Annotated in this window: 17 protein-coding genes; 2 read left to right on the top strand and 15 right to left on the bottom strand. The window is 63.4% G+C overall.

Features of this window, described 5'->3' with window-relative positions; all coding sequences use genetic code 11:
- Positions 1 to 15 precede the first annotated feature (15 nt).
- On the top strand, positions 16 to 1035 hold the full coding sequence (locus V7116_RS01545) for an iron-siderophore ABC transporter substrate-binding protein (RefSeq protein WP_324389699.1): 1020 nt from the start codon (positions 16 to 18) through the stop codon (positions 1033 to 1035).
- Positions 1036 to 1111: 76 nt separating this feature from the next.
- Here the strand turns inward: V7116_RS01545 and V7116_RS01540 are convergent, their stop codons facing one another.
- From V7116_RS01540 to V7116_RS01505, 8 genes are all read right to left on the bottom strand, one after another.
- The gene (locus V7116_RS01540) at positions 1112 to 2497 is read right to left on the bottom strand and encodes a mechanosensitive ion channel family protein (RefSeq protein ID WP_324389697.1); all 1386 of its coding nucleotides are present in this window, start codon (positions 2495 to 2497) and stop codon (positions 1112 to 1114) included.
- 722 nt (positions 2498 to 3219) lie between these two features.
- Positions 3220 to 5448 carry a pyruvate formate lyase family protein gene (locus V7116_RS01535; RefSeq protein WP_324389695.1) on the bottom strand — a complete coding sequence of 743 codons (2229 nt, stop codon included), beginning with the start codon at positions 5446 to 5448 and terminating at the stop codon, positions 3220 to 3222.
- 54 nt (positions 5449 to 5502) lie between these two features.
- Positions 5503 to 6390: a dihydrodipicolinate synthase family protein gene (locus V7116_RS01530; protein ID WP_324389693.1), complete on the bottom strand. Its 888-nt coding sequence runs from the start codon at positions 6388 to 6390 to the stop codon at positions 5503 to 5505.
- A gap of 21 nt (positions 6391 to 6411) precedes the next feature.
- A complete protein-coding gene (locus V7116_RS01525; RefSeq protein WP_324389691.1) occupies positions 6412 to 7515 on the bottom strand; it encodes a uroporphyrinogen decarboxylase family protein in 1104 nt (367 codons plus the stop codon).
- 6 nt (positions 7516 to 7521) lie between these two features.
- On the bottom strand, positions 7522 to 8883 hold the full coding sequence (locus V7116_RS01520) for a sulfatase family protein (RefSeq protein WP_324389689.1): 1362 nt from the start codon (positions 8881 to 8883) through the stop codon (positions 7522 to 7524).
- A gap of 9 nt (positions 8884 to 8892) precedes the next feature.
- Complete coding sequence (locus tag V7116_RS01515; RefSeq protein WP_324389687.1) at positions 8893 to 10275, bottom strand: FAD-dependent oxidoreductase; 1383 nt, start codon at positions 10273 to 10275, stop codon at positions 8893 to 8895.
- Between the two features lie 102 nt (positions 10276 to 10377).
- Positions 10378 to 11673 (bottom strand): FAD-dependent oxidoreductase, encoded by a 1296-nt coding sequence (locus V7116_RS01510; protein ID WP_324389685.1) that lies wholly within the window; start codon positions 11671 to 11673, stop codon positions 10378 to 10380.
- Between the two features lie 21 nt (positions 11674 to 11694).
- On the bottom strand, positions 11695 to 13146 hold the full coding sequence (locus V7116_RS01505; protein WP_324389683.1) for a sulfatase-like hydrolase/transferase: 1452 nt from the start codon (positions 13144 to 13146) through the stop codon (positions 11695 to 11697).
- Positions 13147 to 13413: 267 nt separating this feature from the next.
- On the opposite strand from V7116_RS01505, the gene V7116_RS01500 reads away from it, so the two are divergent.
- A complete protein-coding gene (locus V7116_RS01500; RefSeq protein ID WP_324389681.1) occupies positions 13414 to 14127 on the top strand; it encodes a FadR/GntR family transcriptional regulator in 714 nt (237 codons plus the stop codon).
- A 10-nt stretch (positions 14128 to 14137) separates the two neighbouring features.
- Here the strand turns inward: V7116_RS01500 and V7116_RS01495 are convergent, their stop codons facing one another.
- From V7116_RS01495 to V7116_RS01465, 7 genes are read right to left on the bottom strand one after another with little or no spacing between them, the layout of a single operon-like run.
- Positions 14138 to 14473 carry a DUF6385 domain-containing protein gene (locus V7116_RS01495; RefSeq protein ID WP_324389679.1) on the bottom strand — a complete coding sequence of 112 codons (336 nt, stop codon included), beginning with the start codon at positions 14471 to 14473 and terminating at the stop codon, positions 14138 to 14140.
- On the bottom strand, positions 14473 to 15411 hold the full coding sequence (locus tag V7116_RS01490; protein WP_324389677.1) for a DUF6772 family protein: 939 nt from the start codon (positions 15409 to 15411) through the stop codon (positions 14473 to 14475). The genes V7116_RS01495 and V7116_RS01490 overlap by 1 nt, the downstream gene beginning before the upstream one ends.
- A 10-nt stretch (positions 15412 to 15421) precedes the next feature.
- A complete protein-coding gene (locus V7116_RS01485) occupies positions 15422 to 16798 on the bottom strand; it encodes a sulfatase family protein (protein ID WP_324389675.1) in 1377 nt (458 codons plus the stop codon).
- Positions 16795 to 18273: a sulfatase-like hydrolase/transferase gene (locus V7116_RS01480; protein WP_324389673.1), complete on the bottom strand. Its 1479-nt coding sequence runs from the start codon at positions 18271 to 18273 to the stop codon at positions 16795 to 16797. The genes V7116_RS01485 and V7116_RS01480 overlap by 4 nt, the downstream gene beginning before the upstream one ends.
- A 14-nt stretch (positions 18274 to 18287) precedes the next feature.
- Positions 18288 to 19217 (bottom strand): dihydrodipicolinate synthase family protein, encoded by a 930-nt coding sequence (locus tag V7116_RS01475; protein WP_324389671.1) that lies wholly within the window; start codon positions 19215 to 19217, stop codon positions 18288 to 18290.
- Between the two features lie 18 nt (positions 19218 to 19235).
- Positions 19236 to 20156: an oligopeptide ABC transporter permease gene (gene opp4C, locus V7116_RS01470; RefSeq protein WP_324389669.1), complete on the bottom strand. Its 921-nt coding sequence runs from the start codon at positions 20154 to 20156 to the stop codon at positions 19236 to 19238.
- A gap of 6 nt (positions 20157 to 20162) precedes the next feature.
- A complete protein-coding gene (locus V7116_RS01465) occupies positions 20163 to 21128 on the bottom strand; it encodes an ABC transporter permease (protein WP_324389667.1) in 966 nt (321 codons plus the stop codon).
- Positions 21129 to 21219: the final 91 nt, after the last annotated feature.

The following is a 21219-nucleotide window of genomic DNA, read 5'->3' as shown; positions in this document are numbered from 1 at the left end:
GAAAGGTGCAGTCAAATGAAGAAAGCCGTTTTGATTTTGGTGGTGCTCGCCCTGGTGTTGGGCTTTGCCGCCGTGCCGAGCCACGCTCAGGACGACGATCCGTTCCCGGTCACGATCGAGCACAAGTTCGGCAGCACGACGATCACCGAAGCGCCGCAGCGTGTGGTAGCAATCGGCTATACCGAACAGGACTTCCTGCTGGCACTCGGCGTAACTCCGGTCGCGGTGCGCTACTGGTATGGTGACGAAGACAACGCCATCTTCCCCTGGGCGGAGGACTACGTCGAGGGGGATCAGCCCGTCGTGCTCAACATGCCGTTTGGCGGCCTGGACTACGAGGCGATCCTGGCGCTGAAGCCCGACCTCATCAGCGCGGTGACGTCCGGCATCACGCAGGACGAGTACGACACCCTGTCGCAGATCGCGCCGACCATCGCGCAGACCGACGACTACATCGACTTCGGCATGCCCTGGCAGGAAGTCACGCTGGAGATCGGGCAGGCGGTGGGCAAGAGCGCGGAAGCGGAAGAGATTGTGGCGAACGTCGATGGGCTGTTCGAGGACGCCCGCGCCAACAATCCCGACTTTGAAGGCAAGACCGTCGCCGTCGCCTACTACTATGACGGGACCTATGGCTTTTACACGGCGGAAGACAGCCGGGGCCGCTTCTTCACCGATCTGGGCTTCGTGATGCCCGACGAACTGCTGGAAGTTGCGGGCGACTCGTTTTACTCGAATCTCAGCACGGAGCGAATTGACCTGCTCGACCAGGATCTGATCGCGATCCTCAACCTGCAGTTCATCGAGGGCGGGCGCGAAGCTCTGGAAGCCGATCCGCTGTTCGGCCAGCTCGACGCGGTGAAGGAAGGGCGCGTAATCTACCTCGACGAACAGTCGGAAAACGCGCTGGGCTTCAGTTCTCCCTTGAGCCTGCCGTTTGCGCTGGATGCCGTCCTGCCGCAGTTGGAAGCCATCTTCGGCGGGCCATCTGCCGGTGCAACCGAGGCTGCGACCGAAACTGCCGCATCAAATTAGCCGAGGTAAACATCCCGTGAGCGTGAAGGGATCTTCGAGGATCGCCATGTCCTCGAAGATCCCTTTGTGTCTATAGCTATCGGGCAGCGCCTGCGTGCTCGCGCATGGGCAGGCTGACCGGCTGGCTTTGCGGCGGGCGGGATGGACGGCGCGGCGTTGTGTGGGGTAGTTCGTTGGCGCGGCGGATCTTCGGGATGGCCGGATCGTTCCCGTTTCGCAGTGCGGTGTAGGCCGGTGACATGATCTCTACGCCCGCATCGTGGAAGGCGTCGAGGATGTTCTGGTGCATCTCGGAGTAGATCGTCGCCATGCAGTCGGGCCGGTCGGTGTAGGCATTCACCTGATAGGACACGTAGTAATCATCCAGGCTGGTTTGCAGCACGAACGGCTCCGGATCTTCGTGGATGTGCTCGGTCTGCAGCGCCGCCGCGATCATCAGTTCGTGCACCTGGCGCCAGTCCACGTCGTAGCCGATGGTGATCGAGGTGTGTAGGATCAGCCCGTCCGTCTCGGCCATCGTCGCGTAATTGATGATCTCGTTGTCCAGCACCAGGCTGTTCGGGATCGCGATCTGCTCGTTTTTGATGGTCTGGATGCGCGTCACGAACAGGCTTTTTTCCAGCACGTCGCCCACCGACCCGTTGACGCAGATGCGGTCACCGATCTGGAAGGAGCGCGTATAGGTCAGCACCATGCCAGCGGTCATATTCTTGATGGCAGACGTCGAGCCGAGAGACACCAGCAGTCCCAGGAAAAACGAGATTTCCTCGAAGAACTGCGAGTCGGAGCCGGGCAGCAGCGGCATGATGATGAACCCGACGAACACCACCGCCAGAATCCGCACGATCTTGTAGGTCGGCTCGGCCCAGTCCGGGTAGAACCCGCGCACGACGATGATCCCCATGCCAAGCGCGTGGAAGAACAGGTGCACCAGCTTGAGCAGGTAGCGTGTCACGACCAGAATGACGATGATTTCGAACAGATTGGGCAGATAAGCGACGAACGCCTGCCAGATCTTCTCCAGCGGCATGCGGATCAGCGCTTGCAGTTCGAGCGCCAGCGGTTCCGCTTCGGGGAACAGCACCAGAATGCGCGAGAGGTAAATCCCGGCGATCACCACGCTGCCCAAAAAGCGCATTGAGTGCAGGCTGTGATGCATGGCGCTGCGAATCTGATTGGGCGAGGCGACTTCCAGGCGCTGAATGCGCAGCGCCTGGTGCATGGGCACGTGCCAGCGATCCAGCACGCGGTCGAGGCGGGCGACAACGATGCGTATGCCGATCAATCCCAGCAGCAGAATACAGGTCGCCAGGGCGGCGTAGACAAACTTCTGGTCATTGGGCGCGCCTGTGACCTGTTCGGTCATTTCCTCGGCGCTGGCGGCCAACCACCGGCTAAACGCGGCCAGGATCACCGCGCAAAGTATCAACAGGTAAATTACGGTACGACGTAGGCTAAGCATTCCGGCTCCTTCAGCGCGTGCTCGCGAATTCTGTCGGCAGTGCCGTCATCAGTTCGCCCGAAGTTCGGGCGCATCGCGTCCGCCTGTGCAGCCCCCCTCCAACGACTATCTGCGTCAGGCTGGTGCATTAGGCGTTTTCCGCACGGCGCGCGGGCCGGCTAAGCAGCCCCATGCGGTTTTGGGTTCCTCTACAGTGTGCCCGTCAAATAGCCAGGGCTTGCACTGAGATAGGCCTATCTGCGGCTGAGCCTCCTGGGTTATTTTGGTCGGAAGTGAGTTGAATCCGTGTGACGCTGCCTGATCTTTCAGCAGAGGAACTGACGCAGCGCCCCGGTTTGGTCCGCAAACGGGACCGGTGATTACATGCTTATGCGGTTGTGGTCAGGAAGTTTAAGTAGGTCATTGCCTGTGAACCTTTTCCCCGCATGGCGACTATCTGCGCCCCATATCGGGATGGTCTCCGTTGTCTTTACATTCTTAACATTTCGACCTCACTATACGAGCCCCGGCTGATCCCGGCAATAGTAGGAATCTCCCATGTCCGGGGTTTTGTCACGCTCCGAACGGGGTCACAGCTTGAATTTCCATGACCGGTTACGATGCCCCGGCGGGCGTGTGATACGCGGGCATTCATGAAAAAATCGGGAGCAAAGTAGTCTTCGCTCCCGATCGTGACGTGCTGGGCACGGGGCAGCATCGCCCCAACCAGAGCGTCAGTTCGTTCAGGCTTTTTCGGCGGCGAGCACCCGATCCACCACCATTTTGCGGAACTCCGGCGACAGGCTGGCAAAATAGGCGCTGAAGCCTGTCACGCGCACGACGAGATCGGGATACTTCGACGGATCCTCGTACGCTTCGAGCAGGGTTTGCGTGTCCAGCACATTCATGTTGATTTGCGTTCCGCCCAGGTCGAAATGCGTGCGGATCAGGCTGGCGATCTGCGCCTGCGCGAGATCGTCCTGCGCGATGGACGGTTCGAGGTCGATTTGCAGCGGCGCGGTGTTGCCATAGCCGGGCTGCACGCTTGCCACGGCGACCGCCAGCGCGGTTGGCGCGCCGTCTTTGCGGAACCCGGGATGCGGATTCGCGCCATGTGAGATTGGCTCGCCTGCACGGCGACCGTTGGGCGTCGCGCCCAGCACGCGCCCCATGGACAGCGTAAGCGCCCAGGAGAAAATGCCGGGGACCATACGGAAGCCGTCCGGCGTGGGCTTGGCGTGGACCAATGCACTGAACGTATTGCTGATGCGCCGCGCGTACCCGTCCGCCGCCGTGTTGCCGTGGCCGAAGCGCGGCACGCCGCGCATCATCAGCCGGGCGCGCTCGCCATCCGGCCCGGACCAGTTTTCGTCCAGGTGGCGCAGCAGGTCGTTCCAGCTCATGCGGCCTTCCTGCATGACGCGCTGCTCGATGGCCGCGAAGGAGTCCGCGACGGTCGCCAGTGCCGCCCCATCCACACCCAGCAGGTAAAATTCCACGCCGCCGTGCGATGCGTCGAGGCCCTTTTCGACCGGGCCGTAGCAGCACAGGTCGAGCACAAGTTCGGGGAAGACCTCGTGCATGTGCGCCATGTGCACGTCCAGCCCCTGAGCTACCACGTCCACGGCGCGCCCCAGATGGTACGCGAAGCGATCCCACAGCGCATCCATCGACGGCGACGCGTCTCTATCGGCCAGCATGTCGCGCAGGGCGACGTCGAATACGGTGCCAAAGTTGATCTTCACGATGTCCATCAGGCCATATTCGCGCCCCGGAATGGCCGACCAGTGACAGCCGGAGTAGACGCGCTGGCGTGCAGCTTTCAGCGGAACGTCGTTTTTCGCCGTGCCCTCGACCACCTGATCCGTGCCCAGGAACTTGGGGTAGCCCTGCTTGTCTTGCACGATGATCTCGACCGCGCGCTGGAGCAGCGCCGGATCGACGCCCGCGCCCACGCTCACGCCGATGTTGGCCGGGATGCGCAGCCGGTGGCCCGCTTCGAGGATCAGGTACGACAGGTGATTTGTCACGTCGTGGCCGTTTGCGTCCAGCCCGCCGAGCTGAAGATAGGCCGTGTCGCGCAGCAGCAGGCACGCGACGTGAAAGATCGCTTCCTCGTCGGTGAGCAGGCCCGCCGCCGTGTCGCGCTCGTAGTACGGCAGCAGCAGCACGTCGAGCCGCCCCAGCGATCCGCTGCCGTTGTACATGCGCGCTGTCATCTGGTACCACAGAATCCACTGGCACGCCTCGCGGAAGGTGCGCGGCGGTTCGGTCACGAGGTAGGCGTTGATCGCGGCCAGCTCGTCGAGATTCTGCCGCAGCGCCGGGTCGGATTCCTGCGCGGCCATCGCGCGGGCGGCCTCGGCGTGGCGTCCGATCCAGTTCTGGACGCCATGCACCACCTGCCCGATGCCATGATAGAAGTCGTGGCCGTGCGGGTAGTTCTGCTTGCGATAGGCGCGGATCTTTTCCAGCAGGCCCTGCCAGCCCAGGTCCAGCCCGATTTGCAGGTCCTGGCAAAAGTGCTGGCTGCCGCCGATGCCGTGGATCAGTTTGTACTTTTCCTGCTCCGGCACGAGGTCGCTGAAGTCGAAGTCGGGATTCCAGTACGGCTTGCGGTACGACATGAAGTTGAACATATACGCCCCGGCCAGCGAACTCATGGGATCGATATAGACCGGGTGACGTTCCAGAAAGTCGCGGTAGTTATCGCCCACGGCGCGCGGGCCGAACATCCCGCCGGACGGGTGGTTCGCCTTGGGCTGCCAGCCCTTGAAGATGCAGTCCTTGATCGGCTCGCCGGACCCGCTGATCGCGTCCACCACCTCGCGCAGTTCCGGCGGCGGCAGCACGATGGCCCAGTCGTCGTGGTCCATCGCGCCCAGCACGGCCTGCTTCTCGCGGGTCTGGGCCATTTTGGTGGCGCGCAGCGCGTCGAGGCGCTGTTGGTAGGTGAGTGCGGCAACTTTCATGCGTGATAGTCCTCGTTCAGTCCAAACGCGTGCAGGGTCGCTTGCAGGCCGTCGCTACATCTTCGCCACGTCCCAGAATCCCGCCGCTTCGAGTTCCGTGCGGAAAGTTTCCTTGTCCTCCGCCGAGAGCGGATGCCATGGCAGGCGCGGGGTGCCGCAGTCGAAGCCGAGGATGCTCATCGTCTCGTACAGTGTGCCGCCGAAGTCGTGGTTGAGCAGCACGCGCGTCACGGCGTTGGCCTGCTGCTGCAAGCTCAGCGCGGAGTCATGTTCCCCGGCGAGGACGTGCGCGCGAATCCTGGCGTATGCGCCCGGCATGAAGTTCAGCGTGGAGCCGATGTGCCCGCACGAACCGCTCATCGCCGCGAAGATGCTCTGCTCGTCCATGCCCGAAAAGACTGACCAGTTCTCGTCGCGCAGGGATGCGATCTGCTTGAATTCGTACATGTTCGGCCCGGTGTATTTGGTCCCGACCACGTTGGGCAGGTGGATCAGCTTGCGAACCAGATCGAGCGCGTTGACTTCGGGCCGGGCCAGATAGGGAAAAAATGAAAAATCGGGCACGGCGCTTGCCAGTGCTTCGTAATAGTCGAGCACGTCGCTCATGTGGGGATACAGCGGCGGGATGATGCTGCTGAACGCTGCCGCGCCGTGTTCCTGGGCGTGCCGCGCGAGATCGATCGCGTCCACCAGCGCCACCGCACCAACGTGCACCACGACCGGCACACGTCCGGCGACCGTCTTCAGTGCCGTTTCGGCCATCAGCTTGCGCTCGGCCACGGATTGGTACACGCCGCTGCCCGTGCTGCCGCAGACATAAAAGCCGCCGACGTTTTTCTCCAGGTGGTAGGACACGAGCTTGACCACCGTATCGACGTTGATTGCATTATCCGCCGTATACGGCGTTACGAGCGCGGGCCACGTACCTGAAAATTGATGCATCGTTGTATTGTCCTCCAACGGTCAGTAAGAACCGTATCGACTTAAGAGATCCATCAGGAAACAGTAGTTTTCAAAACTAACGGTCGGCGGCACCGAGTGATCGGAGTGGTAGATATACCCGCCGCCCGGCATCACCGCAGCCAGCTTGGTACGCACTTCTTCTTCAAGCTCGGCCTTCGACGCGGACATCTTGCGCACGTCGATGTTGCCGAAGAACACCAGATCGCGCCCGTACTCCGCCTTGAGCGTCCGCACGTCCATGCGGCTCTTGGCTTCCAGCGGCTGGAGCACCTGCACGCCCGCCTCGATCAGGCGCGGGATTACCGTGCGGATGTCGCCGTCGCTGTGCATGAAATAGTCGATGCCGCGCGCGTGCAGCGCGTCGCCCAGGCGTTTGTGTGCGGGGTAGATCACCTGCGCGTACATGCGCGGTGAAAACATCATCCCGGTGCTCATGCCCAGGTCTTCGACCATAAACAGGCCGTCCGGCACGATGCCCTCTTCCCGCGCGCGGTCGAGCGTGGCGATCACCAGATCGACGTGCGTTTCGCACATGTCCGCGATGAACTCAGGCTCCAGCGCCAGCGTCATCAGGGACGTGTCGAAGCCGTGCTTGCGCCACGTCGCTTCCCACGGGCCGTAGACGTGCAGCAGCAAGTAGCGCTCTTTGGCGAGTAAATCGCGGAAGGTCGCGCCCATCTCCGCCCAGGTGGGGTACGGCACGAACGGCTCGAAGTACGAGACGGTGTGAATGCGGCTCGTGCCGCCAAAGTCCACTGCGAGGCGGCTCTTGAGGCGATCCCAATCCTCGCGCGTCTTGATCATGTGGTCCAGGTAGCCCAGCGCCCCGGAACGGCCTTTCCACTGCTTGGCCGTGTAGCCGATCTTGTCCTGGCGGATGGTGTATTCGTCGGTGTCTTCGAGCAGCGTTTCCGGCAGTCGCAGCGAGGCGTCCATGAAGATCGGCTCGATGTCAAACCCGAAGACGCCCTTCACATCGGCGTCGTGCGGCAGTCCTTCGTCGTACCAGCGGGTGAGCGTATCTTCCCAATAGGCGTCCCCCTTGCCGATGCGGTCCGGTTCCCGGAACGCCAGCGATGTCTTGATACGCTCGCGTGAGTTCATCGCAGCCTACCTCGCCCGCTTCATTTCGGCATAGACGTCCGCAGGCATCTGCGGCGTGATGCGCAGGTCGCGGAACGGGTCGGCGGTGGCATCCAGGTGGCGATCCAGCGCGGCACGCAGGGCGTTCAGCGTGTCCGCGTAGGCCGGATCTTCGGCCAGGTTGTGCAGTTCGGCGGGGTCCGCGTCGAGATCGTAGAGTTCCTCGGTGCGCCGCGCGCAGGAGTAAAATCCGAACACGTCCTTGTTGTTGCGGAAGCTCGGCGCGCTCATTTCCAGCTCGGTCAGCACGAAGTCGAAGATCGAGCTGCGAATCCCACGCCGGATGTACTTGAACCGCTCCGAGCGCACCATGCGCTGCGGGTCGAAGTACTGCGTGTAGTTCTTTTCGGCATAGACGTAATCGCGCGTGACGCTGTCGCTGCCGCGCAGCACGTCCGCGAGGCTCTGCCCTTCGACATGCGCCGGAATCGGCAAACCGAGCAGATCCAGCAGGCTTGGCACGATGTCCACGTGGCTGGTCAGCCCCGTCACACGCTGCCCCGCCGGGATCACACCCGGCCAGCGCAGCATGCACGCGACCTTCGTGCCGCCGTCGTACAGCGTGCCCTTGGCGTGCAGGAACGACGCGCCGTGATCGATGACGAACATCAGCAGCGTGTTATCGGCCAGCCCGGTTTCGTCCAGCGTGCGCATGATTGCGCCGATCTGCTGATCGACGAACTCGATCGCGGCGTAAAAGTCGGCCAGCTCCGCGCGCTGCACGGGCGTATCGAGCAGGAACGGCGGCACCTCGACCGTATCGGGATCGACTCTGGTGTACACGTCGCGCCAGAAGTGCGACGGCGGCTGGTTGAGCAGGTCGGGGCGGTAGCCCTGGCTGGCGAGACCGATGCGGTGCGGGTCGAAGAAGCCAACCGTCGCCAGGAATGGCGTCTCGCCGTCCGCATGCGCGCGCAGCCAGTCCACCACGGCGGGTGTCACGTCGTCGCAGAACTCGGACGGCAGCTTGTGGATGGCGTCATAGCCCAGACGGGCGGGATCCCAATGTTCGTGCTGCACGCCGAATAGGTGGCTTTCGTAGCCCGCGTCCTTGAGCAGCATGGGCAGCGGCGGGCAGCGATCCGCGTCCACTTCCCAACCGCGCGGCATCAGGCCCATCAGGCCGTGTGTGTGCGGATAACAGCCGGTCCACAGCGATCCGCGTGCCGGGGAGCAGATCGACGCGGGCGCGAAGTGATTTTCGAGCAGCACGCCCTGTCCGGCGATGGCGTCCAGGTTTGGCGTATGGATCGGTTTGCCGTAGCAGCCGAGAGTGGCGCCCAGGTCGTGACAGGTGATGACAACCAGATTTGGAAGTTGGGGGGACATCGTTCGTTCCTAGCCTTCCGGCCCGTCCACGATCGCGCCTTGGGCGCGCAACCGCTCGCGCAGCGCCGGAACGTCCACGTCGCGCATGGCGATGCCGCTGTGCGCCGCCATCGCCGCCGCCGTGCCTGCACCCTGGCCCATCGCAAACGCGGCGGGCATGATGCGGAACGGTCCCAGCACGTCCCATTCCGCCGAGATCGCGCGGCCCGGGGCCAGCAAGTTGTCGACCGTCTTGGGGATGATGCAGCCGTAGGGGATTTCGGCGTAGGGCAGGGCGATCTCGACTTTGTGCAGCAGGCGCTGCTCTGTGCCGGGCGTCGCCATATCCCAGTGATAGCCGGTCAGGGCGATGGTGTCCGCGAAGTGACGCCCGTCGCGCACGTCGCTGGTGGCAACCTGATACTCACCGATGATGCGCCGCGTATTGCGCACGCCGATCACCGGCGCGGTCTGCGACAGGCGCGCATGGGCGAAGCCGGGGAAGTACTTACGCAGGACGGTCAGCAGTCGGTGGACTTCCTGGCGGCCTCTGGTCATGCCAAGCGTCAGCACGTCGGGGTCGGTGCCGTCGAAGCCCTGCTCGTGCGTGGTCGGGCTGACCTTGACGTAATACTGTTTGGGGTTGGGCAGTTCGAACGCAATGAAAATGTCGTCGGTGTAGGGCCATTCGCCAATTTCGCGCAGGTGCTTGATCATGTCGCGGAAGCGGTAATCCCCGGCCCGGCAGTAATCGCCGTAGGCCTGTGCGTCCACTTCTTCCAGTACGAACGACATCGCGCCGGGCGACATCCAGCCCCGGTGGCCCTCTTCCTCCAGGCCGATCAGCATCGGGCATCCCGCGCGGAACGCGACGTCCGCGTCGCCGGTGGCGTCGATCACCGTCTGCGCGCGGATGAACTCGATTCCGGCCTTCGACGCGACGAACATGCCCGTGATGCGTTCGTCTTCGATCTTGGGGTACAACGCCGTAGTGAAGAAGCGCAGTGTGATTCCGGCTTCCTGGGCCATGCAGTCGAACAGTCGCTTGGCCGCTTCGAACTCGAAGGGCACGGTGCCGCGATGCCACGGCGCATAGCCACTGTAGGCCGATCCGCCATCGAGGTCGTTGGTCGGGGGTTTGGCCGAGCCTTCGGCCACCAGCCGGTCCACGATTTCCTTGAAGACGCCCTCGATCACCGGGTAGCGGCCATCGCGCGAGTAGCTGCCGAACCACGTGCCGATCAGGCTGCTGGTGGCGACGCCGCCCAAACAGCCCTGCTGCTCGATGAGCATCGTGTGCGCGCCCTGGCGCGCTGATGCCAACGCTGCGCCAAGCCCGGCGGGGCCGCCGCCGCACACGAGAACCTCAACATCCGCAATAATAGGGGCATCCCACGAGAGGTGTTCGAGCATAAAACTAATTCTCCACTAAAGTGAGTTCAGATGTCTGATATCTTAATACAGTCATTGTAGATCAACCGCCAGCGGAAGTCAATTACGCGGGCTGGCGATCCGTCAGATCAATGCGCCCCATGCGCGGATGCGATCCTGCACCTCGCGCACCGGCACATCGCCGGGAGAAACGCCGCGCTGCGCGGCCAGTGCCGCACCGACCCCGGCAGCCTGTCCCATCGCCATGCACTGCGCCATGACCCGCACGGAGGCGTGCGCGTCGTGGTCCGCCGACAGGCAGCGCCCGGCCACCAGCAGCCCCTCGACGGCCTGCGGCACGAGGCAGCGGTAGGGGATATCGAACGTGCCGCCCTGCGCGACACGCTCCCAGCGTGTATCCGGGCGGGCGTGATGATCCTCGATCGGCCACGCGCAGCGCGCGATGGCGTCCTCGAAGGCCCGCCCGGTCACAATATCGTCGCGCGTCAGCCGGTACTGCCCCCGGATGCGGCGACTTTCACGGATTCCGATCTGTGTGCTCAGCCCGCCGAGCACGGCGTGCTCGTATCCCGGCACCTGCTCGACCAGGAAGCGGGCGTATTCCATCGCCTGCCGCCGCCCTTCGATCTCCGCGGCGGACATCTGGCAGGGATCGGTTACGTCCACGTCGATCACTTTCGTCATGTTAGTGGCGACCACGCCCGGCATACATGTCAGGCTGGCGCTGCCCTGGTGGCGCGGCAGGTCGTAGTCGCCGCGCGCGTCCGCTTCGACCATCATCGCGTGCAGCGTGCCGGGCGCAACCTGCCCCGCGCGGTCCGTATCGACGTTGATCAGCCGGAAGGTGGTGGTCAGCGCCTGGAGCACGCCCGTCTCCGCGCCCTCGCAAGGCACGCCCGTGCGGAATGCTACGTCCGCGTCACCGGAGGCATCGACGATCACTGCCGCGCCGAGGCTGATCAGGCCGCTTTTACCCGCGCCGATCACGCCCGTCACGCGGTCGCCGTCGCGCAGCACGTCGATCACCTGGACGTGGCCCAGCAGCCGCACGCCCGCATCCAGCGCCAGCCGCTCCCAGATCACTTTGAGCACGTCAGGATTGTAGGTGATCAACTGCGCGTCGCTGTAGGGGCACATGTGGTAGCTGGCGGCGTGACGCTGGAACAGCGCGTCGATTACCTCGTCCGGCAGGCCGCCCACAACCTTTTGCGGATCGGGACCGGGCGTGAAGAAGCCGCAGAAGCGATCGAGAATCTGGGTGCTGTTGCCGCCCAAAAAGCCGTAACGCTCGATCAGCGTCACGGATGCGCCGCTGCGCGCCGCCGCCGCAGCCGCGATCACTCCGGCGGGGCCACCGCCCACCACGAGCACGTCCGAGTCCCACAGCCGCGTGACTGGGGCGGTATACGTCTCTGGCATTATGCTATCCCCCTGTGCCGCTCAGTCGCGGTACGGCGTGAAGTGCTCCGGCGTGGCCGGTTGGCGCGGTGCAAACAGGTTTTGGAAATAGATGTGCACGAGATCGTCACCCGCTTCGCGCAGGTGCGCTTCCATCCGCACGCGCAGCGCCTTAAGCGCTTCCACATAGGCCGGATCGTCGATCAGGTTGCACAGCTCCCACGGATCTGTATTCAGGTCGTACAGCTCGTCGCGGTCGGTGGGGTTGAAGATGTATTTCAGCGCGCCGTTGGTGACCATGCGCGATTGGTACAGAATGTGATGGCCGTTGAACACGCACAGCACCGTGTCACCGCGCTCCGGCTGATCCTCGCCGCGCGCCAGCGGCGCGAGACTGCGCCCGTCCAGTGGACGCTGTGGCTCGACGCCCGCCAGATCCAGCAGCGTCGGCGTGATGTCTAGGTTGCTCACCGGCTGCGCGACGCGCGTCCCTTCTTTTTGCCCTGGCAGGCGCAGCATGAAGGGGATGTGATACGTCTCCTGGTACATCAGCATTTCTTTGTCGTGCACGCCGCCGTGCGCGCCTGCATGCTCGCCGTGATCCGTGCTGGCAATCACGGCGGTGCTGTCGGCCAGCACCAGTTCGTCCAACGCGTCGAGCACGCGGCCCATCTGCGCATCGATCTGCGTCATGAAGCCGTAATAGCGTGCGACCCACTTCGCCCACTCGTCCCACGAGCGGACCGGGTTGCCCTCGCCGTAGAACGAATCCCGGTAGCGGCGGTGCGCGACAGGCTTGCCCTCGTACGTATCCTCGAAGTTCGGCCAGGGCGGGATCGCTGCCGGATCGTACATCGACGCGTACGGCTCGGAGGGCAGGTAAGGTGCGTGCGGCCCCCAGAAGTTCAGGAACAGCAGAAACGGCTGGCCCGCGTCGTGGTAGCGGCGCAGGGTGGCAATCGCCTCTTCCGCCAGGAAGTACGGCACGGACGCCTCAACGGGACCGCTCATTTTGCCCATCAGCACGGTGTTATTGGCCCAACCCGCGCCCTCCGTCTCGACCGTCGCCGGTTCGAGGCCGGTGCGCTCCAGGTAGGCGCGATATTCGGGCGTCTTGCGCGCGTTGCCGTAGCCGGGCACGCTCATGCCCTCGAAGCCGAAATCGCGCGGGAGCTTTTCGACGCCGCAGTGCCACTTGCCGACGAAGCCGCAGCGGTAGCCCGCATCGATCAGATCCTGTGAGACGAGCCGCGCGTCGTCGCGGAACTCGATCTCGTTGCGCTCCATGCCGTGATGGTGCGGATACAGGCCGGTGTAGATCGAGGCGCGCGCCGGGCTGCACAGCGCGCAGACCGTATACGCCTGGTCGAAGACCGCCGCCGTCTGCGCGAAGCGATCGAGAGTGGGCGTCTGGCAGACGGGGCTGCCGTACGCGCCCACGGTATCGATGCGCTGTTGGTCGGTCAGCATCACGAGCAGATTAGGCGACGCCATGGGGCCTCCGAAGGATGCGGCAGATTGGGATACACATCAGTGACGAACCAGTCCGGGAGTGGGTGGGCGCATGAGACAACGCCGCCGGATCGGGTAATGCGGAGTAGGGGGCAAAAACAGTACTTTTGAACATGATCGGTATTTTATAGGATATCTGATGTCTGATATGATTGTAGGCGGCCCTGTCAGGTGTGTCAAGTCGGGTTTGACACAAACTTACACTCAGGCTAAGATGTCAGTTATCATCGGATATCTGAGGAATTTCTCATGGTTCACAAGCTGCGCGGTCCCGCACTCAGCCAGTCCGTCCGCGATTACATCAAGGACTTTATCATTACGCAGAAGCTGCAAGCGGGCGATGCGCTGCCATCCGAGAACCAGCTGGCGGAAGACCTCGGTGTGGGGCGCAGTTCCGTGCGCGAGGCGGTCAAGGCGCTGCAATCGCTGGGCATCATCGAGGCCCGGCATGGCAACGGCCTGTTCGTGCGCGAATGGAACCTGGACCCCGTGCTCGAGACGCTCGAATATGGGCTGAAGTTCAACACGAAGTCGCTGGCCGAACTGCTCGATATCCGCATGTGGCTCGAATCCGCCGTGATGGTCGATGTCGTCCAGATCATCGATGCTGAGACGATCGCTCGCCTGGAAGACCTGATCGCCCGGTGGGAAGCGCAGATCCGTGCGGGTAACTTCGACGACGCGCTGATCGATGCCGACTTTCACCGCACGCTCTACGGCGCGCTGGGCAACGAAACGATGCTCAAGCTGTTCGAAGTGTTCTGGATCGCGTTCCGCACCTTCAAGCAGGATCCGCCCACGCCTGAACGTAAGCTCGAAAACGTCCACCGCCACCGTGCGGTGATTGATGCCGTCAAGCGCGGCGATCCCGAAGCCGCCAAGCGGGAACTGGTGGGCACGTACGAGGGCTTGCGCATCAGCATCCGCGCGCGTGCCACCACCGAGGCGCCCGAACCTCAATAACCGCCGCGCATCACGACTTCAGCGCCAGATGGACCGTAACGAGGGCGGTAGTGTCGCCATCGCCGTTCTCCGGCGCGTTGAGCGCCAGCCGCAAAAAGCCGCCGAAGTGCGCCACGCGGACGAATGTCTGGCCCGGCTCAGCCAGTTCGCACGCAGATCCCTCGTCGATCCAGCGGATGCCATCCGGCGAGATCTGCACCACGGCGCGCAGCGTGCCGCCCGCCAGCTCGTGCGCCTCGACGAAGTAGATCGCTTCGCTTGCCCAGCCTGCCTCGAACGGCTCGGTGGCATGCGCGCCGCGAATCGCTGTCTTGCGCTCTAATACCGTTGTCTGAAACTGGCGCATCACGCGTTCTCCCCCGATCCCATCGAGATCACGACCGAATCCACGTAGAGGAACACGCGGCGATCCGTGTCGGTTTCCACCCACAGCATCGGGTTCAGCAGGCCCTCGATGTTGGCGTACCCCGGTACGAGCGTGGGACTGAGGCCGCGCAGGTCGAACACCCGGTTACCGGACTGCATCTCGACGTACGCGCGCTTTTCCAGGTCAACCGTGAGGCGCAGGTACATCCAATTGATCTTATCGTCGCTCTCGTTGTAGCACAGGTGCTGCGCGCCATCCGGCACATCCTTGAACCCGTCGGTGTGCCCGTCAGCGTAGCGCCGCCCGAACCACTGCGGATCGATGCCGCGCTTGCACCAGCCCTCCATGCCATATTCCCATTCGGCGTCGGTCACGCCGTCCGCGTTGCAGTACTGCCAGCGCTGGACCAGCTCGCCGTTCACCGCATTGAGGTAGCGCACGCCGGGCATGTAGCGGTACTGGCCGTCCTGCAAATCGAACAGGAAACCGAACGCGCGGATGTCTTTTTCGCCCAGGCCGATGCGATCCTGTTCCGGCGTGTAGGTGTACCACATCTCGAACTGGAGTAGACCCGGCGGCTGGTGCATCGCCATGCGCTTGATAGCGTGACCCAGGCTGCCCGGCGCGGGGATCTGCTCGTACGGGTTGGCGATGGGGCGCGTGGTCAGCTTGAGCGAGTACGTGCCGTCCATCGAGCCGTGCGTACCGGGGAAGGCGAAGGTCGCGCTGCTGAGCATCGTTGGCCCCCAGCGCGTCAGGTCCAGCGGGCCTTTGCGCGGCTCGAAGCCTTCGAAACGGTAATTGGGCTTTAGGTCTACCCAGCCGTTCGTGCCGCGATCGAAGTCGTCGTAACACAGGATGGTCGGCAGGGGCTGGAAGCGGCTGAGGCCCGGCGGGAACGCAATTGTGTGGTTCATAATTTCCTTTTCATACGCGGCGGTTATCGACCGGGATGCGCGTATCCCACGCGATCGGCGGACGCCGCCGGTTCCAATCCTCGGCTTCCGGTTCGTCGAGTGGGCTGGTTACCGCGCCGGGCGGCAGCGGTACGTCACCCGCCAACAGCGGATCGTCCGTTCGCTGCATCCACGCGTCCAGGCGCGCGCGCATCTCGTCCAGCACGGGCCACAGCTCCGGCTTGTCCGCGAGGTTGCGGCGCTCCTGAGGATCGAACGTCAGGTCGTAAAGCTGTTCGTGCGCGATGGGCGTATCGGCATACCCCGCCGCCAGCAGCGTCGATTTGCTAGGGCCGGAATCGGTGTTGGCGACGTACACGGTATCACGTGCGCCAAAATGCCGGATGTACTTGTAGCGCGTGGTGCGCACGGCGCGCTGCGGCTCGTAGGCGACGTGGTAGTTGATTTCCGAGAAGATCGCATCGTGGATGGCGTCCGCTTCGCCGCGCGCCAGCGGCAGCAGTGAGCGTCCCTGCGTCCACTCCGGTGCGGGGATGCCTGCCAGTTCGCAGATCGTCGGGTACAGGTCGAGGTGCGACACCAGCGCGTCGCACACTTTTCCGTCCGTGAAGCCTCCCGGCCCGCGCAGGATCAGCATGACGCCCGTGCCGTGATCGGTCAGCGTGCACTTCATCCACGGGAACGCGAGGCCGTGATCGGTGGTGCAGATCACCAGCGTATTCTCCGCCAGCCCGGTCCGCTCCAGCGCATCCAGCACCGCGCCGATGTTGCGGTCCAGGATGCGCGCGCTGGCCTTGAACCCGGCCATGTCGCGGCGTACGTCGGGCGCGTCCGGCAGGGGGGCGGGTGGCTGGCTGTACTTCTCTTCGTCCGGGCTGTCGGAGGGCGGAAAAGGCCGGTGCGTTTCGAAGTAGCCGACCGACATGAAAAATGGCTGGGGTGGGGTCGCCTCGAGAAAACGGATCGCGTTTTCGGTCGTCTGCGCGGCGGGATACTTGGCGGAAGGGTGCGCCCGGTTCGGGTCTTTCTTCACCTCCGCGATCACATCGTAGCCCAACAGCGTGGAATCGACGTGCAAGTGCTGCACGCCGAACAGCGCCGTGGTGTAGCCTACGCCGTGCAGCGTATGTGCCACATGTTTATGCGTGTCGCGCAGATTGACGCCCAGGTTCGCCAGCCCCACCTGCCCGCAGTTGTGCGGACTCTGCCCCGTCAGCAGCGCGGCACGGCTGGGAGAGCAGGTCGGCGCGGCGCAAAACGCCTGCCGGAACAGCATGCCCTCTTCGGCCAGCCGCTGGATGCTCGGCGTAGGCACAGCGTAACCATAAGGCTGCACGGTGCGCCCGGTGTCGTGCGAGTGCAGGTACAGAATATTCGGTGCGCTCACGAGACCTCCTTTTCGAACGCCTCCCTCAACGGATCGTCCGTGTCGTACATCCACTGTGCGAGGCGCGCGCGCAAGCGTGTTTGAGTCGCGGCGTGTTTGGGCCGGTCGATCAGGTTGTCCAGCTCGTAGGGATCGGTTTGCAGATCGTACAGCTCGTTCAGGTCGCCCTGGTTCCATACGTATTTGTAGCGGTCGTCCACCACCAGCCGGAACTCGACCGTGGCGTGCCACTCACCGAGCGGCTTGTGCTCTGCGAAGCGGTACGCATCGGCCTGGAACTCCGCCCCGTCCGCGAACGCGGGCGAGAGATCGCGCCCAACGTACTCCGGCGGCACAGCTTCCCTGCACACCGACAGGATCGTCGGCGCGATGTCGATCAGCGACGTCACCGCGTCGCTGCGTACGCCCGCCGGGATTGTGCCCGGCAGGCGCATCACCAGCGGCACGCGGATCGCCTCTTCGTAAGGCATCATCTTGTGCCACAGGCCGTGACTGCCCAGCATTTCGCCGTGATCGGAGGCGAAGATCACTAGCGTCTCGTCCAGCACGCCCTCGGCTTCGAGCGCACCCAGCAGCAACCCGACCTGATCGTCGATCATCGTGCAATAGCCCCAATACACCGCCATCGACTTTTGCCACGAGGCCCAGTCGTCGCCGTGATCAAGCCACAATTGGTGGTAGAAGCTGGTCTCGTTGGCGCGGGGCTTGTTCGGCCCGTCGTGGAAGTTGGGCGGCTCCAGAATGTCCGCCGGGTCGTACATGCTGTAGTACGGTTCCGGCACCTTGAATGGCGGGTGCGGGCCGACGTAGCTGCACACCAGGAAAAACGGCTGCCCGCGTGGGCGCTCCTCGAAGAAGCGCAGCGCATGGTTGGTGATCCAGCCGTCGATGGTGTCCTGCACATCCATCTCCATCACCGCCGTCTTGGGAATCGACATGGCGGGCTGTCGATGCGTGCGCAGGCGCGGATCGGCATAAGGAAAGCCGTTCGGCTTACTGTTTTCTTCGCACCACGCGACGTACTCGGACTGATTTTCGCCCGCCACGCGGTCGAACCAGCGCGCGATTACGCGGTCCGCATTTTCCGGCTTGAACTCGAAGCCTTCCAGCTTGTAGCGCGCTTCCTGTTCCTCTTTAGAGCCAAAGATATTGGCCGGTTCCGCCTCCGGCTGGAGGTGAGCCTTGCCCGCGTAAGCCGTATAGTAGCCGCGTGCTTTGAGCGGATCCGTCAGGTGTGGCGGCACGCTGAGCGTGCCGTGATTGGTCATCATATCGACCTGATGCGGGTACTGAGCGGAGAAGATCGACGCGCGCGACGGCGAGCACAGCGGCGCGGTGCAGATCGCGCGATCGAACGAAATGCCCTCGGCGGCGAGCCGGTCCACATGTGGCGTGCGGCAGGGTGCCTGCCCCCGAAAGCCGAGCGTATCCGTGCGCTGCTGGTCGGTCAGGATCAAAAGAATATTGGGCGGCATGAGAAGCTCTCGATTCAGACGAAGAATTCAGGCAATAAGTCACGCGCGATGGGGCGCAGGCGGTCGGCCTCACTGAGCGGAATCCAGCGATACGGCCAGCGCAGCCGCGTGCCGACGTCGCACCAACCGCCAACTGCCATCAGCAGCTTGTCGACGGCCTGATTGGAATAACCTTGCTCGTTGATGTAGGGGTGGATGTGCTCGCGCATGAAGGTCTGGATGCGTGTTTCCAGTTCCAGCGCGGCGGGTAGATCGGTCCGCATCTGGTCGGTCCAGCGCTGCGCGGCGCGCGGATGCAGGCACGCGACATTGGAATAGGCTCCGTGCGCGCCCAGGCTCCATCCGGTCGCCAGCGTATGCCCCGCCACGAACAGCGAGAGATCGGGCGCGGCGGCTTTCATACGCGCGTACCAGTCCGCGTCACCGCCCGCCACTTTGACGCCCAGCAGCGCCGGGATCGATGCGGCCAGCCTGCCGATTTCCTCCGGCTGGAGCCTACATTTGGCGTGCGGCGGGTTGTAGAGCACCAGACCCACCGGCGCGCTGGTATCCGCCATGCGCTGCAAAAACGCGATGGCCTCTGCACCGGTAGGGGGGAACCAGTCCGGCAGAATCACCTGCACCGCGCCCGGATGCAGATCGCGCACCCGGTGCAGGCGCTCCAGCGAAATCATGGGACTCATGTGGCTGACGCCGATCTGGAAGGGCACACCCGCCGCGCTGCATTTCTCCGCAAACAGCGCGTGGATGGCGTCGAACTCGGCTTCAGTCTGGTTGTAGAATTCCGCCGTCGTTCCGTTGGAGTACAGCCCATCGACACCCATCCCCGTCAATGTATCGATCTCGTCCGCGAGAAGGGCGAAATCGATACGGTCGTCGGCGTCGATTGGCAGAACGAGCGCGGCCCAGTTGCCGCGGATCTGGTCTCTCCGCAGGGGATTCATCGCCTGGTTGTCTCCGCGTCAGGACATCTGCTGCTGCGGATCGAGCGCGTCACGCAGGCCGTCGCCCACGAAGTTGATGCACAGCACCGTCAGCAGGGTTGCGGCGGCGGCGGGCATCCACATCCAGGGTTTGTCCTGCAAAATGGTCAGGCTGCGCGCGTTTTCCATGATGTTGCCCCAGGTCGGCGTAGGCAGGGGGATGCCCATACCCAGGAAGCTCAACCCGGCTTCGGCCAAGATCGCTGCGCTGACGGCAAACGTCACGTTTGCCATCAAGGGCGCCATCACGCTCGGCAGGATGTGCCGCGTGATGATGATCCAGTCCGGCAGGCCCATCGTGCGCGCCGCCAGCACAAATTCCTGATTCTTGAGCGACAGGTACTGCCCGCGTACGAGGCGCGTGGTCGCGGGCCAGCGCAACCCGCCGATGATCAGGATCACGTTCAGCAGCCCCGTCCCGGCGATGGCAGCGACCGTCAGCATGATAATGATCGGCGGAAAGGTCATCACCACATCGGTGATGCGCATGATCACCATATCGACCCAGCGGCCATAGTAGCCGGAAATGGCGCCCAGGATCACGCCGATCACGGTCGAGATGCCTGCCGCCGCCAGCCCGACTTCCAGCGAGACGCGCCCGCCGTAGACCGTGCGCGACCACATGTCGCGGCCCAGATTATCCGTGCCGAGCCAGTGGGTGCTGCTGGGAGCCAGCGCGCGGTCACGCAGACTCATTTCGTCCGGGTTGTACTGGGTGAACAGCGGCGCGCCGATCGCCATCACAGTGATGATCACCAGCACGATCAGGCTGATGAACGCCAGACGGTGACGCCTGAAGCGCCGCCACGCGATCTGCGTGGGCGTTTCGATGCGCGCGTTGGCTTCGAGATTGACGACCGGGACGGAATTATTGGTCATGGATTCGATATGCTCGGTCATCGTGTGCTAGTCCTCAAAACGGACCCGTGGGTCAACCATCGAATAGGCAATATCGGTCAGCAGGTTCGCGGCGAGCACCATCACGGCAAAGACGAGGTTGACGCCCATAATCACCGGATAGTCGCGCCCCGAAACCGCGTTGAGATACAGCGTGCCCATGCCGCGCCAGCTGTAGATCGTCTCGATAAACACCGCGCCTGCGACCAGCTGCGGCAGGCTCAGCCCCACTACCGTCACCACGGGCAGCAGCGCGTTGCGCATGGCGTGCCGGTAGTTGATCAGGCGGGGGCGCAATCCCTTAGCGCGGGCGGTGGTGATGTAGTCTTGGTTGAGCACTTCCAGCATACTGAAGCGCATGTAACGCATGTTGCGCGCGATGTCCATCAGCGCCAGCGTCGAGGCGGGCAAAATGAGGTGATAGAGCGAGTCCCACACCGACCCCTCACCGCCTGCCGTGCGCATCCCGCCCGCCGGGAACCAGCCTAATCGCACGGAAAAGATATAGAGTCCGAGGATGCCGGAGATAAATGCCGGGATCGATAACCCTAGAAAGGAGAATCCTGTGAGCGAAAAATCCCACACGGAATACTGGCGGAGTCCCACGAACACGCCGAGGGTGATCCCGATCACGATGCCCATAACCCACGCGAGGCCCATCAACGGCAGCGTGTTTTTCATGTGCTCGACGATCAGGTCGCTAACGGGCTTGCTTTCCACGAAGCTGTAGCCCAGGTCGCCCTGCGCCAGATGCCCCAGCCAGTTGCCGTAGCGCACCAGGAAGGGCTGGTCCAGGCCGGTCCGCTCGCGTAGCCGCTGGATGTCCGCTTCGGTCGTGTACTGCATCGACTCGGGCGAGATAAAGTAGTCAACCACATCGCCGGGCGCAATTTCGATCAGGGTAAAAACCAGAAATGTGACCAGAAACAATACAGGGATACTGATCAAAAGACGCCGTATTACATACCCACCCATTCACACACCTCTTCGGCGAATATTGGGGAATAAAGTCTATTGATGACGTCGCTTAAAAAGGGGGCGGCTGCCCGCCCCCTCGTACGCTAGA

It is taken from the genome of Aggregatilinea sp., assembly GCF_036822615.1.
Taxonomy (GTDB): domain Bacteria; phylum Chloroflexota; class Anaerolineae; order Aggregatilineales; family Aggregatilineaceae; genus Aggregatilinea.
This window is presented reverse-complemented; position numbering and strand designations above follow the sequence as displayed.

Coding starts and splice junctions, on each gene's coding strand:
- V7116_RS01545 (WP_324389699.1), top strand. CDS start 16: ATGAAGAAAGCCGTTTTGATTTTGGTGGTGCTCGCCCTGGTGTTGGGC.
- V7116_RS01530 (WP_324389693.1), bottom strand. CDS start 6,390: ATGCATCAATTTTCAGGTACGTGGCCCGCGCTCGTAACGCCGTATACG.
- V7116_RS01525 (WP_324389691.1), bottom strand. CDS start 7,515: ATGAACTCACGCGAGCGTATCAAGACATCGCTGGCGTTCCGGGAACCG.
- V7116_RS01535 (WP_324389695.1), bottom strand. CDS start 5,448: ATGAAAGTTGCCGCACTCACCTACCAACAGCGCCTCGACGCGCTGCGC.
- V7116_RS01510 (WP_324389685.1), bottom strand. CDS start 11,673: ATGCCAGAGACGTATACCGCCCCAGTCACGCGGCTGTGGGACTCGGAC.
- V7116_RS01475 (WP_324389671.1), bottom strand. CDS start 19,217: ATGAATCCCCTGCGGAGAGACCAGATCCGCGGCAACTGGGCCGCGCTC.
- V7116_RS01495 (WP_324389679.1), bottom strand. CDS start 14,473: ATGCGCCAGTTTCAGACAACGGTATTAGAGCGCAAGACAGCGATTCGC.
- V7116_RS01500 (WP_324389681.1), top strand. CDS start 13,414: ATGGTTCACAAGCTGCGCGGTCCCGCACTCAGCCAGTCCGTCCGCGAT.
- V7116_RS01490 (WP_324389677.1), bottom strand. CDS start 15,411: ATGAACCACACAATTGCGTTCCCGCCGGGCCTCAGCCGCTTCCAGCCC.
- V7116_RS01465 (WP_324389667.1), bottom strand. CDS start 21,128: ATGGGTGGGTATGTAATACGGCGTCTTTTGATCAGTATCCCTGTATTG.
- opp4C (WP_324389669.1), bottom strand. CDS start 20,156: ATGACCGAGCATATCGAATCCATGACCAATAATTCCGTCCCGGTCGTC.
- V7116_RS01480 (WP_324389673.1), bottom strand. CDS start 18,273: ATGCCGCCCAATATTCTTTTGATCCTGACCGACCAGCAGCGCACGGAT.
- V7116_RS01505 (WP_324389683.1), bottom strand. CDS start 13,146: ATGGCGTCGCCTAATCTGCTCGTGATGCTGACCGACCAACAGCGCATC.
- V7116_RS01515 (WP_324389687.1), bottom strand. CDS start 10,275: ATGCTCGAACACCTCTCGTGGGATGCCCCTATTATTGCGGATGTTGAG.
- V7116_RS01520 (WP_324389689.1), bottom strand. CDS start 8,883: ATGTCCCCCCAACTTCCAAATCTGGTTGTCATCACCTGTCACGACCTG.
- V7116_RS01540 (WP_324389697.1), bottom strand. CDS start 2,497: ATGCTTAGCCTACGTCGTACCGTAATTTACCTGTTGATACTTTGCGCG.